Source organism: Thalassoglobus sp. JC818 (assembly GCF_040717535.1).
GTDB lineage: Bacteria > Planctomycetota > Planctomycetia > Planctomycetales > Planctomycetaceae > Thalassoglobus.
Genome location: NZ_JBFEFI010000021.1, coordinates 1 through 15,747, shown reverse-complemented (window position 1 = coordinate 15,747; position 15,747 = coordinate 1). Strand labels below are relative to the sequence as shown.

Here is a 15,747-nt window from a genome sequence, read left to right as displayed (position 1 = left end):
AAACGCGCTCTACGGAGATTACGACTTTCTCTTTTTCGATTTTGTTTAGGTTACCGACACATACAACACCAATAGGCGAATTCGAAGGATCCTCTGCAACTCGAGGGGCCTTGTACGATCTTTTCGCCGTGCCCGATGAAAAGCAATTCGTCTAGCCAAAATCCACAATCTTCTTCTTCCTGCTTACCTTGAGCTGCTTCCACCTCTTTTGCTTCGAGGGTCGACATACACGATTGATGATTACTTCCTCGCTGGCATGCCGCAGTAACCGTGAAACCTAACTATGATCGATTCGATGAGCCGCGAGTATCAGTCCAAAAAAGTACTGGATTAGCGGACTTTCTCCTTATCGGATGCGAGAAACATGTGTCTGTATGTTCTGCCCTTTCTACAGTTTTCCATAAACTCGACGCTCCCATACGTACGGACAAGTTAGACCGCCGGTAGTTTTCGAATCGCGCACTCTCATTGAAAAAACAAGCAACACGCCTGGACGCAGAAGATGTCGTGAAACGCGGAATCTGCGGAGAGAGCGCCCATTTATCCAACTTGCCCACGCATCAATTTAAATGGTCCAATTCACACATTCGTTTGGTTACAATTTGTCGATGCCGAAGCTTTACTCCGTGCGGAAGAAGCTGAGTGCTCCCTCGGGGTCCAGCACCTGAAGAACTTCAGCCAACGGCTTCCCAGACTCCAACACCGATTGTGCCTCTTCCGACACTACACATCCTGATCAGAATCGCGTCGCCATCGTTAGTCTTCAAGGTCTCATTGAAACAAGATCGCTGAACAAACTCACACAACACTTGGGACAAAAACTCAAAGAAAAAAGCTACTCGACCCGTCAGAAAGTCTTCAATCACTTGCAGTGAGTGGATTGGGCGCGATTCAAGCGTAGACTGTGCTCACCTGACTCTTTTTGCATCCTCCATGACAATTCCGTTCGATCACAGGGAGATTGCTCTGATCGAATCAAGCCGGAATCGTAGTGTTAGAGGTCAGAAACTCTGTCGTCAACGAACGATGTGACTTTCAAGAATGTCCGGACACTGAATCGAGGCCAACTTGCGACAGGTTCATCCGGCTTTCAGTGCGTTTTGTGTGACGTACTTGCGGTAAGTAAACATCGTGTAGAGACTTGGGCGAGAGAATAGCGAGCGTGTGACGATTCCCCAGAATCCACGCTTGTGTTCATACTCGATATGTTCGTGGATCTCGGTTTGGTGATCGCTCAACTCCCGGAACGTGTGAGTGTGTTCCCACTTCTTTGCGGGGCCTTCTGTCTGAATGTCTGTGAATCCGTGTTCAGTCACGTCTTTATGAACAGCGGTCCAATGGAGCGGGAGTGGGCCGACCCAGAGCGTGAACTTGGATACCGATCCCTCCGCGAGTGGCTCAATCTCTTTCAATTGAACGATCGTTGGTGGAGGAGTCAGCCGTTTGAGTGCGCTCGTGTCATGATGAAACTCACGCACTGCGCTGAGCGGACTGTCAACGGTGAACTGGAAATCAAAAGTCGGCATTAGTGGAGACTCTTGCGAGTGGTAGCCATGATCATCTAAACGAGAATTGATGTCGCTACGGATCTCGAGTAGCAACGTCTGATGATAGAACGCCAGTGACAGCATTCAACTCAATGTAGATTGAACCTCCGCCGTCTCTTACCAAACGGAACAACTTCATCGGCATCGAGTTTGGTCGTTGAGAGCCACAGTACCATTGATCACGCAACTGAAGTCGAAAGCCTTCGACGAGAATGAAGAGAGCCGTAGCGAATTTGTCCGCCACGGCTCTTTAATCACTTGCGAGCTTCTTCGCGTCTCTGCTTGCCGACATCAAATGCTACTCATCTGCAATTAGCAATTTGACTTCTTGGCAGTAGTCCCGAATGGAGGTTATCCGCCGGTGGTCAATGCGAGTCGTTCCAGGAAACCGTGAAGCTGTTTTGACCGAGCGGGATGCTGCAGTTTCCTCACTGCTTTCGCTTCGATCTGTCGTACGCGTTCACGAGTCACTTTGAAAATTCGACCGACTTCTTCGAGTGTGTAGGTGTACCCGTCGCCCAAACCGTAGCGGAGTTTGATGATTTCACGTTCACGGTAGGTGAGCGTTTTCAAGACCTGATCGATCTGGTCTTTGAGCATCTCTTGTGCAGCGACACTAACTGGGCTGTGACCGTTTCGATCTTCAATGAATTCACCAAAGATGTTTTCTTCGCCTTCACCGACAGGCTTGTCGAGGCTGACTAGAGGCTTCGCCATTTTCAGGACTCTGCGAGCTTCTTCGACATCAACCTCAGCAGCTTGGGCGACTTCTTCAACGGTTGGTTCCCGGCCCAATTCCTGAACCAGTGATTTACTGATGCGTCGCAATCGCGACATCGTCTCAATCATGTGAACAGGGATTCGAATGGTCCGCGCCTGATCGGCAATTGCTCGCGTGATAGCTTGTCGAATCCACCATGTGGCGTAAGTTGAGAACTTGTAGCCGCGACGGTACTCATACTTGTCGACCGCTCGCATCAAGCCTGTGTTCCCTTCTTGAATCAGGTCGAGGAAGCTGAGCCCGCGGTTGCGGTACTTCTTCGCAATCGAGACCACCAACCGCAGGTTTCCGGCGGAAAGATCTCGCATCGCTCGATCGTAATCGGCATAGCGAGCGTTGATTTCCACGACGCGATCCGACAGGGATTGCGGTGTTTCGTGAGTGAGCCTCATCAGGTCCCGAAGTTCCTGCTGAAGGTTGGACCGAACTTCCTTGCGGGTCCGATCTCCGTCGAGACGCTGGATTTCTTTTTCGAGATTCCGCATCCGAAGCGCGATTTGTTCGAGCCGTTTGACGAGTGGCTGAAGTCGTTGCGTGCGGAGACTGACTTCCTCGAGAAGCGTCGCGACCTTTCGTCGGCTTTGCTCTAAACGAGAAGAGATGGACGATCTGACTGGTTGGGGAGTTGTTTCATCGAGCAGCTGAGAGAACGTTTCCTCGTTCTGCTGAACCAACCGATGAATGGTTTTCAGATTGTGCGGCAGACGCCCCAGCACCTGATCTTTGACGGTACACTCTGTCAAAGAAATCTTGATGGTGCGGTCGAAAGGAAGCTCACCCGATTCCACACGCAATAACGTCTCATAAGCTTCGACGGAAACGTAGTGACATTCCAACAGGGCGCGGCGGAAGCGTTTTCGAGTGAACTCGATTTTCTTCGCGAGATCAATTTCCTCCTGCCTCGTCAGCAGTGGAATTTCCCCCATCTGTGAGAGGTACATTCTCACTGGGTCGTCGATCATCCGTCCGCCACCGGTTTCGCCTTCAAGCCCGGTCACGTTAACCGTCTGCTTGCGTTGGGTTTTCACGGGCGTAGTGCGGCGAGTTGTCTTCTTCGTGCGGCGCGTCGATTTCGGAGGAGCAGCTGCCTTTTGAGGCTTCGTCTCATCACGGATTTCGAGCCCAAGGTCTTCCAGTGACAATAGCAAAGCATCGATTTTGTCCGGAGTGAGATCATCGTCCGGAAGATATTCGTTCACCTGTGAGAAGGTGAGATATCCCTGGACCTGTCCCAATTCGGTCAACTGGCGAAGGCTCTCGTCAATTCGATACATTAAGTTCTCCAATTCGTGGGCTGGTCCTGGTATTCACACGCCAGCTTTTCGAGTTGCTCGTTTCTGGTGAAACTCCGCAGCCTGACGAAGCAGCTGTTCGGTCGCTTCGTCCAGTCCGTTTCGCCCATCCTTGGACTCAGTTAATTGAACCGCCAGGTTCTGGTGGGTTTGCTCTGCATCTCGATCGAGGATGGCCCCAATCGAATCATGCAGTACTTGCGGAATTCCGCTTTCCGTGGAGTTCCCTTCCAGTTTGGCAGCGAGACCTTTCGCATTTGCCTGCTCATCCAGCCAAACGATTAAACTTTTCATCTGCTGGTTGGGCATTCGATTCAGTAAGCCAGAGAGAGTCAGTTGCCCACTTCCGGACTCCTGATGCTCGCTGGTGGATTGAACCTCTTCGAAACACATTTCCAGGACTCGCCTGAGAATCGGATTTCGAAGCTGTGATGTTTTGATGGTGTTGATGACGTTGGTGAGAAGTTGTGGTGCCGTGAAGATTACTTCTAGCAAGTCACATTCCACTCGATCGCTCTTTGACAATTCCCCGGCCAGAAGACGACGGACGTCGACATCTTCTGAAATCCGGTTTTCGTTGGAATTCTCCAAGCGAATCTTCCTTGGGCTGTTCGTTCTGACTTCTGCCAGCTGACGCCGAATCACTTCGTCCGGGACCTGTAGTCGCTGTGCAAGGTTTGCAATTAATAGCGGTTCTCGAACCGAAGTTGCCATTTGCGGAACACAAGCCAGAACTGACAGCATTTCGTCCAGCACGCGCTGTCTGGCGTCAATGGAGTTCAATCCGAACTTCGCTTTCGCCGCCCGAAATCGGTAATCCCAGGCTTCGGGAGCAGATTCTGCGATTTCCCGAAATGCTTGTGTCCCTTCACGTTCGAGGAAATCGGCAGGGTCCATCTGTTCAGGGAGTGTCAGAATGCGAAGGTCGACATCCTGCAACAGAAACTTCTCGACTGCCCGAATTGCCGCGTCCTGACCTGCCTGATCTCCATCGAAAACAAGAATGACTTTCCGTGCGAAACGTTTGATGGCACTGACGTGTTCGTCCGTCAGTGCGGTCCCCAGCGTCCCCACGACATTGGCGATTCCGAACTGATGGCAGGCAATGCAGTCTGTATAACCTTCGACAATGAATGCTTCGTTTGATTCTCGAATCGCTTCGCGTGCGTGATCGATCGCGAACAGGAGTCGACTCTTGTGGAAAACAGAACTTTCCGGACCGTTCCAGTATTTGGCGTCACTATTACTTCCGGGGAGGACACGTCCTCCAAACGAAACAGCCTGCCCTCTTTCGTTGTGAATTGGAAACATGACCCGATTGACGAAAAAATCGAACTGTCTGTTGTCACGCTCACCAATCAGACGAGCTTCGAGAAGCAAATTGAGCGGGAATTTTCCTTTCGCGCGATCAATGAGCCACTCCCAGTTGTCGGGATGAAATCCGAGTCGGAACTGCCTGACCATCTGGCCGGTCATTCCGCGTTGTTTCAAGTATTCACGAGCGGGCTGGGCTGCGGGTGATTCCATCAGGGTTTGATGAAACTGTTGCTCCGCCCATTGCAGCACTTCAAAGAGTCGTGCTCGATTTGTTTCCTGCTGCGGTGAATGCCCTGAGACGAATCTTGGGATCTCGAGATTCGCTCTTCGTGCCAAGATTTCCAATGCTTCAGGAAAGGTGACCTTTTCTCTTTCCATTACGAAAGTGAAGCAGTCGCCTCCCGTGTTGCAAGACCAGCACCGAAACGTTTGCCGTTCCGGATAAACTCGCATCGACGGATTGTGATCGTCGTGAAAAGGACACAGCCCAACGTGCTCACGTCCGCCCGAACGTGACTCAAGCCCGACACTTTCACCGATGAGTCCCACAATGTCGGTGTGGGAACGAACTTGCTCTCGGAATTCCTGAGGGGAAAGTGGAAGCACCGACAATCCTAATGCGATGTTCGAGGGGAATGCGCGATCGTTACGACCGCTCCATCTGGGGTAGTTGTTTCATCCGTGCAACGTTTTGACAAGTGGACAAACGTCCAAGGAAGATTCCGCCGGAAGCGTACTTGTCAACGAACGAAGTCTACACGCTATTCAAGGTCCGTCAAATTGAAGATTGGCAATCAGAAGAAGAACCGATCCCCGTAACCCTTTATTTAAAAAACATTTCAGACTTTTCGAAATCCGCACACCATCACCAACACGTCAGCACGACGCAACCCATCCGCACCTGCAAATCCCGAAATCTTTGCCGATCCTCAGATCCCCTGAAGACGAACTCGACACTTGGGAAATGAGACAAATCACGTTTTATGGAGACTGTTGCCGAAAAACGCCTTCGAAGAAGGGCCCAGCCAGAATTGCTGACACAAAACCGTCAGGCCCCCTATCGCCCCGTCCCAGCAGCGAAATCGACAAACGGACGCTCGCGTGATTGCCCATCACAACTTCATCCGCAGCCCATTTCTGGCTTTGGAGGTCAGAACGAGAATGCACGGAATGCCCGTTGACGAAGACTCGAAGCGTTCTCGGGGGAGAAGTAGTGTCCCCGAGAGGATTCGAACCTCTGGCCTTTGGCTCCGGAAACCAACGCTCTATCCAGCTGAGCTACGAGGACGTGCCCGAAATCTACGGGCTGGAACATCGGTTTTCAATATCCCAAAACTGACTTCGTGCTATTGAGCGGGCGAGCTCTAAGCGTGGTCGCTGCCGTCGGTGTGGTGAGGACGCTCAATCCAGACGGAGCAGTGAGCGTGATGCAAAACCGAGACAGAAACGCTTCCCAGCAGCATCCGATTCAACGTCGATTTCTCGTTCCCACCGAGAACAATCAGGTCGGCATTGAATTCATCGGCACGGTGAACGATATCGTTGGCAACGTTATGCCCGACCTCGACGACGCTGGTCACAGAGAGGGCATTCGGGGACAGCAACTCGATGAACTCCTTGTGCCGTTCCTTGTGGACAGCGATCGCTTCATCCATGAGTTCCTGGCCATCAACACCTCGCCCGAACGCTGATGCTCGAAAATCAGGGACGATTGAGACCAGTTGAATCTCCGACTTCGTATTCGATTGTCGCTCTGCAAATCGAATAATCGCCCGACTGGCCAGTCTCGACCCGTCGTCGGCAATCAGAATTCGATGACACTGTGTCGACTCGTAGTCCTCATTGTGCGGTCGAGCCAGCAGCATCGAAGAGTGAGCGTGTTTCGAAATCTTGTCGGAAACGCTTCCGAGAAAGAATCGGTCGACCGCATTGCGGCCATGTGAACCGATGACGCTGACATCAGGATGCGTTTCATCAATCTCTTTGAGAATCTCTTGAGCAGTATGCCCTTCGAGAACTTTAGTCTGCGCCGATTTGGCCCACGCACTTAGCCGACTGGCAGCATTCGCAACAAGAGTCTTTGTGTGTTCTCGACATTCAGTCACCGATTGCAGCACATCCGGCGGGAAGTCGAAGTCGATGGGTCGCAGATCAGAAGCTGGGCACACGCTAACGATTGAGAGATCCACCGATCCGGTTGGAAACAGCCCCATCATCAGTTGCTCTGCGTACTCGGCGTATCGCGAACCGTCTGTTGCGAAGAGAACTTTCATGGGGCGCACTTTCCACTGTGAATTCGATAACCGATGGACTCTCTTGCGAGTTGACGGAAGCTTGTCAGTTGACGACCAAAGTATTTCGCACATAGCGGTGACATTCAATACAGGCCATGGTCGCACCAATCCATTTCAGCGTCGCCTGGTCAAGATTCTCTTCTTGAGCAGCTTTGACCAACTCATCAGTCGTCCGCTGAAACTCATTGCTGAACTGTTTGTACATCGCATCGTTATGAGCCCGCCACTTCTCTGATCGACTCATTTTGTTGAGCGTTCGAGCTCCCGACTGCACAAGTTCCATGTCTTCGGTCGTCAATCCTTCGAGAACCTTGTTCGAGGCATCAAGCTTCGCCCGCATGAACTGCTTCAGATTGAGAACGGGTTTCGCGTTGTCATCTGCTTCGGCAGCCTTCGCGTCATCCTGAGCATGACCTGGCCGATGGAAGATGACGAAGCCTGTTCCGATACAAAGAGCACACGAAAAAAACAGAGTCAGAAAAGAACCGCGCATCGTAGATACCTCCTGAGGATTCTTATCGCCAATTCGAATTGTCAGCAGTGATGAAATGAAATCACTGTCGACACATTCGATGAGTCACTTGCAGTCGGTCGAGGCAACCTCGCTCTTCAACTCTCAGCAAGACTGCCTGTTCTCTTCTTCGTTGAGACTCAATTTTACACGCTACAGGTCGGGCCGGAAGCAACACACAGCATTCTAGCAAAACTGAGAATCCGGAGCACTTACGTGCCGTCATTCTGCTTCGGGCATTCTTACAATTGGCCAACCATCTTCTGACCATTTAAGAGGCAAGATTCCCAACCGCGGCCGCCCGTTGGCATCGCCGTCGTAATAGTGGAAGCTTAAGAACTGTTGCCCCTCACAGACCAGAACCTCTCCGTGCCCCGGTCCAATCATCGCCCCCTCAGTTGAAAGCACTTCCGTTCCACCTTTCAGACGTAAATCGACTCCGTCGCGATCGAAATACGGTCCCGTGATCTTCCGACTTCGCCCAACCCGAATCTCATAGGTACTGTTAACGCCGCGACAGCACCATCCCCAGTTCACGAAGAAATAGTAATAGCCATCGCGTTCGAATAGTCCGGCTGCCTCGATCTGCTCGTGAAATGCCAATGGAATCATTAAGTCATCATCCCCCATTCTCAATCCAGTTTCCGGGTCGAGCTGAATGAGATAGATGCCTCCCCAGAATGAACCGAGAGCCATCCACAGCGTGCCATCCGAAGCCTTCCAGATCGTCGGATCGATCGCGTTGAAGTTATCTCCAGGTCGACTCTGAATGACGATTCCTTCATCCCTCCACTCGGTTTCCCCAGCTTCTGTCGAAAGGTTTGAACACGAGGCCAACGCAATCGCACTGCTCTGCTTCCCGAACGACGACACGCTGTAGTAAACAAGAATGCGATCATCAAGGACAATCACATCCGGTGCCCAGAAGCGGCCATCGTGACCGGGAACAACATCCTCTACCCATTCTGGACTCTCTGAGAAAACAGAAGGCCCACGCTGAAACGTCTCACAATCAGTCGAATAGAAAGACCGAACTCCACGCCCGGTCCCAAAGCCCCACAGCACATCATCCTGAACAATGATCTTCGAAGGGTCATGCACAGAAAATGCTGGCGAGCCAGACTGTAAGCTGCCGAACGACTCCTCAATCCTCCCCTGACAACCACACTCTTCGCCATCACCTGTTGTCGTTTGACCGAACAGCCAATTCGCGTTTGACAGCACTAAGAATATCGCTGCCAACTTGCTCAATCGCCAAGACAACTTCGCCTCACTTGCCATCATTCGACCTCCAGAAATTGAACTGCACGCCCTGCTCTTTCTCAATCGTCTTCGATTCGCAATTGTAACCAGCCTGACGGCAACAACACGACCGTCGACAGCTTCGAAGTATCGAACAACCACCTTCAGCGCAATCGTTTCCGCAAGCCCGCGAGAAATCTCCACACCTTCGTCGACATCCCGCACCCTGACTTGCACTCAACGCAGTCTCGGGACATACTTCCGCAACTTGTCAGCAAGGCGAAAATGACGTGTCGATCGAGTACGTTCCCCAACTCAATAATGAATTCGACACGCCCGTCAAAACGCAAAACACCTGCACCACGAATCGCGTCAGAACGCCGAAAGTGCAGCAGGCAGACATGATCGGGGGCTGTAGCTCAATCGGTTAGAGCAGCGGACTCATAATCCGTTGGTTGTGGGTTCGAGTCCCGCCGGCCCTATTTTCTTCTTGTTCAGTTCTTCTCTGGCTTGCAACCGCGTCTCTCACTCTTGACGGTTCGCAGTTGATTCGCACCTCGCTTGTCCGTCCACAGCTTCTGCACTTTTGGCTGGGTGTTTGCGTGTCGCTTCTTCCTTCCGAAAGTTGAAATGCCATCGGAAAACTCTCCAGCGCGTTTTCTCTCTCAATGCATGTTATGATCGAACTCAAGACACAATCTTGATCGTGGCTGCAATTTGTCTCATCGCTCGCGAACACTTCACTTCCAACAAATCGATGAGAACAATCACTGAAGTGGAAATGAAAAGTTCCAGCGAAGCTCTGCCCGATCTCGGACGAATACCCGAAAGCGTTGAAGATGGCGATTGATCCCATTTGCGGAATGCATGTCGACGAGTCGACGGAGTTGAAGACGCTCGTCGATGGTGAAACACACTACTTCTGTAGTCAGCACTGCCTGCAAAAATTCATGTCGCAAGAGAGTTCGCCTCCTGAACTTCAAACTCTTGATTCCACTCAGGCTGAGAGTTGTTGCCACTCTGAAGCTGCTTCTGCAAAGACTCCTCAACCTGATTCAGGCAAGGATTGTTGCGGAGGGGGTGAACTGAACATCGTTGAGTTTGGAGGTCTTTCCAGCAACAAAGAAGCTGCCACGCACGATTGTTGTCACGGCGATGGGACGATGACAGCGAACGCGGAGAGCAAAGCGAAGTACATCTGCCCGATGTGTCCGGGCGTCGAGAGCGATGTTCCCAGCGACTGTCCGAAGTGTGGGATGTCTTTGGAGCGAACCCCCTCTTACCGTGCTGAACGCAAGACGATCTACACTTGCCCGATGCATCCGGAGATCGAACAGGAAGGCTCCGGCGACTGCCCAATCTGTGGCATGGATCTTGAACCGAAAACAGTCGTTCTCGATGACGACGACGATGATGCTGAACTGAACTCGATGACGCGACGGTTCTGGGTCGCTGTTGCTTTGACCCTCCCCATCATGGTCCTCGCCATGGGTGAGATGATTGGCATTCCGATTCATTCGTGGATCAGTGTGTCGACGTCGCACTGGCTGCAACTCATACTCGCGACCCCGGTCTTCTTCTGGTGTGGGTGGCCGTTTCTGGTTCGAGGAATCCGCTCTCTAAAAACCGCCAACCTGAACATGTTCACCCTGATCGGTATGGGGACAGCGGCCGCTTACTTCTTCAGCATCATCGCGATGCTGTTCCCTGACTTTATCCCCGAGAGCTTCCTGACGCATGGAAACGTCCCGGTCTACTTCGAAGCAGCAACAATGATCATTGCTCTCGTGCTCCTGGGACAAATGCTGGAACTCCGGGCGAGAAAGCAAACGAGCGGAGCAATCCGTGAATTGATGTCGCTTTCCCCTGACACTGCCCGAGTCGTTCGAGATGGGAATGAACAGACGATTCCGCTGGAGCAGGTCGTTGAGGGGGACAAAATCCGAATCGTTCCGGGAGACAAAATTCCTGTCGATGGCTCAGTCGTTTCCGGTCAGAGCACAGTGGATGAATCAATGATCACCGGCGAACCGATTCCGGTCCGTAAGCAAACCGGCGACAATGCCATCGGCGGAACAGTGAATCAAACCGGCTCCTTTGAAATGGTCGCAGAGAAGGTTGGCAACGAGACCACATTATCTCGAATTGTCGAAATGGTCGCGAACGCTCAACGAAGCCGAGCTCCAATTCAAAAACTCGCGGATACCGTCTCAAGTTACTTCGTCCCAGCTGTGATTTTGGTCTCGATTCTGACCTTCATCGTGTGGTCGATTTTCGGCCCGGCGGAAACTCGCTTCGCATACGCCTTCGTTAACGCCGTCGCAGTTCTTGTGATCGCCTGCCCGTGTGCTCTTGGCCTGGCAACTCCAATGTCAATCATGGTTGGTGTCGGTCGAGGCGCGAAAGAAGGTGTCCTCATTAAAGACGCTGAATCCCTCGAGACTCTCGAAAAAATTGATTACCTGATCGTCGACAAAACCGGCACACTCACCGAAGGAAAACCGAAACTTGTTAACATCATCGCACTCGGAGAGATGAGCGAAGACGATTTATTAACGACGACAGCAGCACTAGAACAACAGAGTGAACATCCACTCGGCGAAGCCATTCTAGAAGCTGCCCGTGAGCAGAATTTTACATTGCCCGATGTTCAGGATTTCGACTCCTCCACCGGGATGGGAATACAAGGCACGATTAATAATCAACACATTGTCATCGGAAGCCCAAAATTCTTAAAGGAAAACAACGTCGAAGGTATTACGGAGATCCAACAGCGAGCCGACGAACTTCGTTCCGAAGGAAGCACTGTCGTGCATGTTGCCGTCGATCAAAAACTCGTCGGTCTTCTCGCAGTCAACGACCCGATCAAAGAATCGACTCCGAATGCGGTTCAGGGACTTCATCAACTCGGAATCAAAGTCACGATGTTAACCGGCGACAACGAAGTGACCGCCCGACACGTCTCCAAACAACTGAACATCGACGAAGTCGCAGCAAGTGTCAGCCCCGAAGACAAACATCACCGAGTCGAGGAACTCAAAAGCCAGAACCACAGAGTCGCGATGGCGGGCGATGGAATCAACGATGCCCCTGCTCTTGCAGCTGCTGATGTAGGAATTGCCATGGGCACCGGGACCGACGTCGCAATTGAAAGTGCTGGGGTGACTCTGGTCAAAGGCGACCTCCGCGGAATCGAACGGGCCATTCGCCTCAGCAAAGCAACGATGAAGAACATTCGCCAAAATCTCTTCTTCGCCTTCATTTACAATGTGCTAGGCGTGCCCATCGCTGCCGGCGTGCTTTATCCATTCTTCGGAATTCTCCTCAGCCCGATGATCGCAGCAGCTGCCATGAGCCTCAGTTCCGTATCCGTCATCGCCAATTCACTTCGCCTTCGTGCCGTCCAACTCGACAACTAAATATCGGTGTGCACAGCGCAATCGAAAGCTGCTATCATCGACCTACATAATCTTGGACGGCCACCTGACAATCAGCATTCTGAACCACTCATGAAGGTACATTTTTCTACTCTTGATCACCCCTTGAGATTTGCCTCTTCATCATCGCAACGAAACGGCACAACTGTTCATCGGATTTTCTTCAAATGAACCTAATCATAAATGAAGCAGTAGGGTGTATTGCCATCCCCTTAATTTCCATCTTCGCCTTCAAGAATACAATCATCGCAATTCTCGCATCGTCGGCCATCGGGGTCCCCATGCTTGTATGGCGAATGCTCTATCTTGAAACAAATGCCCCTGACTCGGACATGGATATCATTTTTGCGTTGGCAATGCTGATCTGGTCGCTCATCCTGATTGCCTGGTACACCGTCTTCTGCGTGATCGGGATGTCGATCCGCAAAGTGTTATTTCGCACCGAACAAAAAGAAAGCAGCTAGGTCGAGTAAACGCATCGGTCCCCGCAACTCGCATGCAAAGCGCATCAGAAATGAAGAAGACTTCCAAAACAGCGATGCATCCTGGAATCTCATATTTGACCGATCCTGCAGAACAGAATGAGAAGTCGTTAGAGGAGCAGTCCGCTAATCTTCACAGATTCGAAAAACACACTGAGAGTTCTTGAAGATTTTGATCAAATTCCTACCTCAATGACCATTCCGCAGAGCGTGAATGTCTTCCCTTCCCGCGAGTCGCTGCAAACAACTCCAGAATGGCCTACTATCACGCCCAGTTGATTGCCGGCACTTCACATTCTCTGAATCCACCACCAACCGTGCCGACACCAAAACCGCCAGGTAAGGACATCGGCCGGCAACCACTCCATCGTTGATTTGAGAATCGTTTGAGTGTTCAATGCACACGATGATCACGCTGTGGATATTCCTTCAACCGACTTGATACGACTCCACTCGCAGACGCAAAACAAGGTGCAGATTCCGTTGCCGTTCCTCAAACCCAAGAAGAACTCGAACACGCCTCTCCGACTCTTACTTCGCCTGTTCGAGTTGTATGTGTATGTGAGTCTCTTTGTCGTCGTTCACAACATCATCGGAATGGATGCGAAATCGAGAGCTGTCCACACTCAAATCATGTCTTTCCAACCTGCCCTGATCATGTGGTATGGAACCTTTACACTCTTAATCGCCGACTGGATGCAAAGTGAGTTACTCAATCGACGACGCATCCTGTTTGCCATCGCTGCTATGGGCTTGAGAGGAGCAATGATTTTCGCTGCATGGATCAGCCTGATTGCCCTGTCCACATACATCGCCCTGCAATAAAATCCGATTCCAACGATGCCGGTGCTACCTACTCATTCAGAACCCACTGACCAACTAGGCCAAAGGTTTCGATAAGGACTCACACTCATCCTGAATTCGAAGAAGAGGGCTATGACACGCGAAGACTAAATCGCACAGAGAGACAAGGAATGCCAACTCACAACGGATTACCGCCAGTTCCTGGTTCACCCAGACATGTATTGACTCTGGCATCAAGACATGGTGTTCCGTTAGTCTTATTTCTCTGCTGTACGGCTTACCTTCTCTCCTGCCCCGTTTTATTCTTGACCGTTCAGTCTCTCAATTGGGACGTAGACGCCTTACTCTCGTCCGAATGGTATACTGCCTGGAACTACGCTGTCGACAAGACACCACTCAAGGAACCGCTGCTTCAGTGGTGCAGCGTGCTAGGGGTGCGAGACGTGTTTGAAGCAATGCATGAGTACCGCAGAGCAAAGAAACTTTACCAACAGTATGGAGACACGTCTTTGCAGTACCAGTTTGACGAATAGGTGACGTCGTGAGAACTCCAGGACACTGTGGTCGTCTTTCGGTGATCCCTTAAGCCGAGAAGAACAATTCTGACGCACAATACAATTTCAGAAGAATTCGATTTGGCTCACAATGACAACGAGCACACAAATGCCTTTTCTTTTCCTTAAACCAGTGAAGAAGCCTGACTCGCCGCTTCGTTTTCTGCTCGGACTCATTGAGTTGTACCTGTACTTGTGCCTCTTCATCGTTGTGCACAATGTCGTTGGTATGAACGATGCTCAGAAGCCTGATAACTCCAGAGTTTTTTCATCCGTGCCATTGTTTGTCGTGTGGTATGGGCCATTCACCTTCCTGGTGATTGACTGGATGCAAAGTGGGTTATTCAACCGAAATCGAATAATGTCATCAATTGTTCGGATCGGCATGTGCGGGCTGTTCATTATTTCATTGTGGATCGGGCTTATTGTTCTCTCGACATACATTGCAACAAAGTGATTTGCGAAGTCGCTGGGGAGGTCAGTTGATTGGCTGACGATTCAAGAAGTTGACACGGAGGAGACGCTGAAGCCATTCCGATCAACCCCAGCATTTTAGCTCGGGTAACATGCCCTTAATCGTTGTTCGTAATCTCACCCTGTCTTGGAATGTCCAGACTTGACGTTCTCTTCGTTGACAGTTCCGCCAATCGACAGCGACACGAGAAGTACAGAAAGTCGCGATCCTTTGATTTCGATATCTTGCAGCTTATGCTTTCCAGACGACGAATGGACATCATCTGATTGAGTCGTCCACCAAAAGAAAAGGCATGCCCACGCAAGCGAGGGCATGGCACCCCGACAAATTGTAGTAGCCAACATCCGTTTAACTTTCTTGAGGATTCGAAATGCGTTGCCGTATGTCGACTGCTGTTTGCTCCATTGCAGTTTTTTTGGGTGTTTCAACTTGCCAAGTGATGGGTAGTGACACCGATGATTCAGTTGCACTGGCCGTCGATAAGTTATGTGACTTGATCATCGAAATTCCACTCGAGCACTCAAGCATTGCAGCACAAGGAGAATTACCTGAGCATGAGGTAGAGATTGCTGCATGGTTTAAAATGACTGTTCACGCCCATCAGCTATTCAAAGATTCCATGGAGAATCATGCTGCGCATGCGAGGCCATTTATTCGAGCATATATCGACGAGATCTTATCTCGGCCTGGTCAAGAAGGGTTTCGCCTCATTCTTGCAGCTGAAGGAGTGTTGTTCTCAGTTCAGAATGGAGCAAGAATACAACCTCGAGGTGAAGTCTGGCTTGCTTGTTCACGCGCGTCCGCACAATATCAAATGGAGCTTATTGCATCGGACGCAAAAAATAGAGCGGCTTTGTACCAATTCGTCGTCTGGAGAGGACGCAATCTTAATCGAAATAGCACGTGGACGAACATTCAGACGATAGTCGAACACATTAAGGATGATGACGACCGTGTCTGGTATGGTCGGAATTTTGCTTTTTATGCGCTGGAGACTGGTAGAGCGCCTTT

12 protein-coding genes and 2 tRNA genes are annotated in these 15,747 nt (G+C 51.0%); 6 read left to right on the top strand and 8 right to left on the bottom strand.

Annotated elements, in window-relative coordinates; translation table 11 throughout:
* Window positions 1–1,079 precede the first annotated feature (1,079 nt).
* The 8 genes from AB1L42_RS23535 to AB1L42_RS23500 all read right to left on the bottom strand — a co-directional run bounded on the left by AB1L42_RS23535 (window position 1,080) and on the right by AB1L42_RS23500 (window position 9,221).
* Window positions 1,080–1,526, bottom strand: a complete 447-nt coding sequence (locus tag AB1L42_RS23535; RefSeq protein WP_367062576.1) for a hypothetical protein — start codon at window positions 1,524–1,526, stop codon at window positions 1,080–1,082.
* A 372-nt stretch (window positions 1,527–1,898) separates the two neighbouring features.
* Complete coding sequence (rpoD, locus tag AB1L42_RS23530; protein WP_367062573.1) at window positions 1,899–3,602, bottom strand: RNA polymerase sigma factor RpoD; 1,704 nt, start codon at window positions 3,600–3,602, stop codon at window positions 1,899–1,901.
* A gap of 33 nt (window positions 3,603–3,635) precedes the next feature.
* The gene (dnaG, locus tag AB1L42_RS23525) at window positions 3,636–5,543 is read right to left on the bottom strand and encodes a DNA primase (RefSeq protein ID WP_367062570.1); all 1,908 of its coding nucleotides are present in this window, start codon (window positions 5,541–5,543) and stop codon (window positions 3,636–3,638) included.
* A 375-nt stretch (window positions 5,544–5,918) separates the two neighbouring features.
* Window positions 5,919–6,104, bottom strand: coding sequence for a hypothetical protein (locus tag AB1L42_RS23520; RefSeq protein ID WP_367062567.1), 186 nt, complete (start codon window positions 6,102–6,104; stop codon window positions 5,919–5,921).
* 47 nt (window positions 6,105–6,151) lie between these two features.
* Window positions 6,152–6,225 (bottom strand) — tRNA-Arg (locus AB1L42_RS23515).
* A gap of 76 nt (window positions 6,226–6,301) precedes the next feature.
* Window positions 6,302–7,210, bottom strand: coding sequence for a universal stress protein (locus AB1L42_RS23510; RefSeq protein WP_367062564.1), 909 nt, complete (start codon window positions 7,208–7,210; stop codon window positions 6,302–6,304).
* Window positions 7,211–7,274: 64 nt separating this feature from the next.
* The gene (locus tag AB1L42_RS23505; RefSeq protein WP_367062561.1) at window positions 7,275–7,724 is read right to left on the bottom strand and encodes a hypothetical protein; all 450 of its coding nucleotides are present in this window, start codon (window positions 7,722–7,724) and stop codon (window positions 7,275–7,277) included.
* Between the two features lie 240 nt (window positions 7,725–7,964).
* A complete protein-coding gene (locus tag AB1L42_RS23500) occupies window positions 7,965–9,221 on the bottom strand; it encodes an arabinan endo-1,5-alpha-L-arabinosidase (RefSeq protein ID WP_367062558.1) in 1,257 nt (418 codons plus the stop codon).
* Between the two features lie 171 nt (window positions 9,222–9,392).
* On the opposite strand from AB1L42_RS23500, the gene AB1L42_RS23495 reads away from it, so the two are divergent.
* From AB1L42_RS23495 to AB1L42_RS23470, 6 genes are all read left to right on the top strand, one after another.
* A tRNA-Ile gene (locus AB1L42_RS23495) sits at window positions 9,393–9,466 on the top strand.
* A gap of 357 nt (window positions 9,467–9,823) precedes the next feature.
* Window positions 9,824–12,403 carry a heavy metal translocating P-type ATPase gene (locus tag AB1L42_RS23490; RefSeq protein WP_367062555.1) on the top strand — a complete coding sequence of 860 codons (2,580 nt, stop codon included), beginning with the start codon at window positions 9,824–9,826 and terminating at the stop codon, window positions 12,401–12,403.
* A gap of 185 nt (window positions 12,404–12,588) precedes the next feature.
* Window positions 12,589–12,885: a hypothetical protein gene (locus tag AB1L42_RS23485; protein WP_367062552.1), complete on the top strand. Its 297-nt coding sequence runs from the start codon at window positions 12,589–12,591 to the stop codon at window positions 12,883–12,885.
* Window positions 12,886–13,320: 435 nt separating this feature from the next.
* Window positions 13,321–13,728 (top strand): hypothetical protein, encoded by a 408-nt coding sequence (locus AB1L42_RS23480; protein WP_367062549.1) that lies wholly within the window; start codon window positions 13,321–13,323, stop codon window positions 13,726–13,728.
* 149 nt (window positions 13,729–13,877) lie between these two features.
* Complete coding sequence (locus AB1L42_RS23475; protein WP_367062546.1) at window positions 13,878–14,240, top strand: hypothetical protein; 363 nt, start codon at window positions 13,878–13,880, stop codon at window positions 14,238–14,240.
* An 866-nt stretch (window positions 14,241–15,106) separates the two neighbouring features.
* Window positions 15,107–15,747, top strand: a 641-nt coding sequence (locus AB1L42_RS23470; RefSeq protein WP_367062543.1) for a hypothetical protein, incomplete at its 3' end; no start/stop codon positions are given.

Coding starts and splice junctions, on each gene's coding strand:
- AB1L42_RS23535 (WP_367062576.1), bottom strand. CDS start 1,526: ATGCCGACTTTTGATTTCCAGTTCACCGTTGACAGTCCGCTCAGCGCA.
- rpoD (WP_367062573.1), bottom strand. CDS start 3,602: ATGTATCGAATTGACGAGAGCCTTCGCCAGTTGACCGAATTGGGACAG.
- AB1L42_RS23510 (WP_367062564.1), bottom strand. CDS start 7,210: ATGAAAGTTCTCTTCGCAACAGACGGTTCGCGATACGCCGAGTACGCA.
- AB1L42_RS23505 (WP_367062561.1), bottom strand. CDS start 7,724: ATGCGCGGTTCTTTTCTGACTCTGTTTTTTTCGTGTGCTCTTTGTATC.
- AB1L42_RS23490 (WP_367062555.1), top strand. CDS start 9,824: ATGGCGATTGATCCCATTTGCGGAATGCATGTCGACGAGTCGACGGAG.
- AB1L42_RS23485 (WP_367062552.1), top strand. CDS start 12,589: ATGAACCTAATCATAAATGAAGCAGTAGGGTGTATTGCCATCCCCTTA.
- AB1L42_RS23475 (WP_367062546.1), top strand. CDS start 13,878: ATGCCAACTCACAACGGATTACCGCCAGTTCCTGGTTCACCCAGACAT.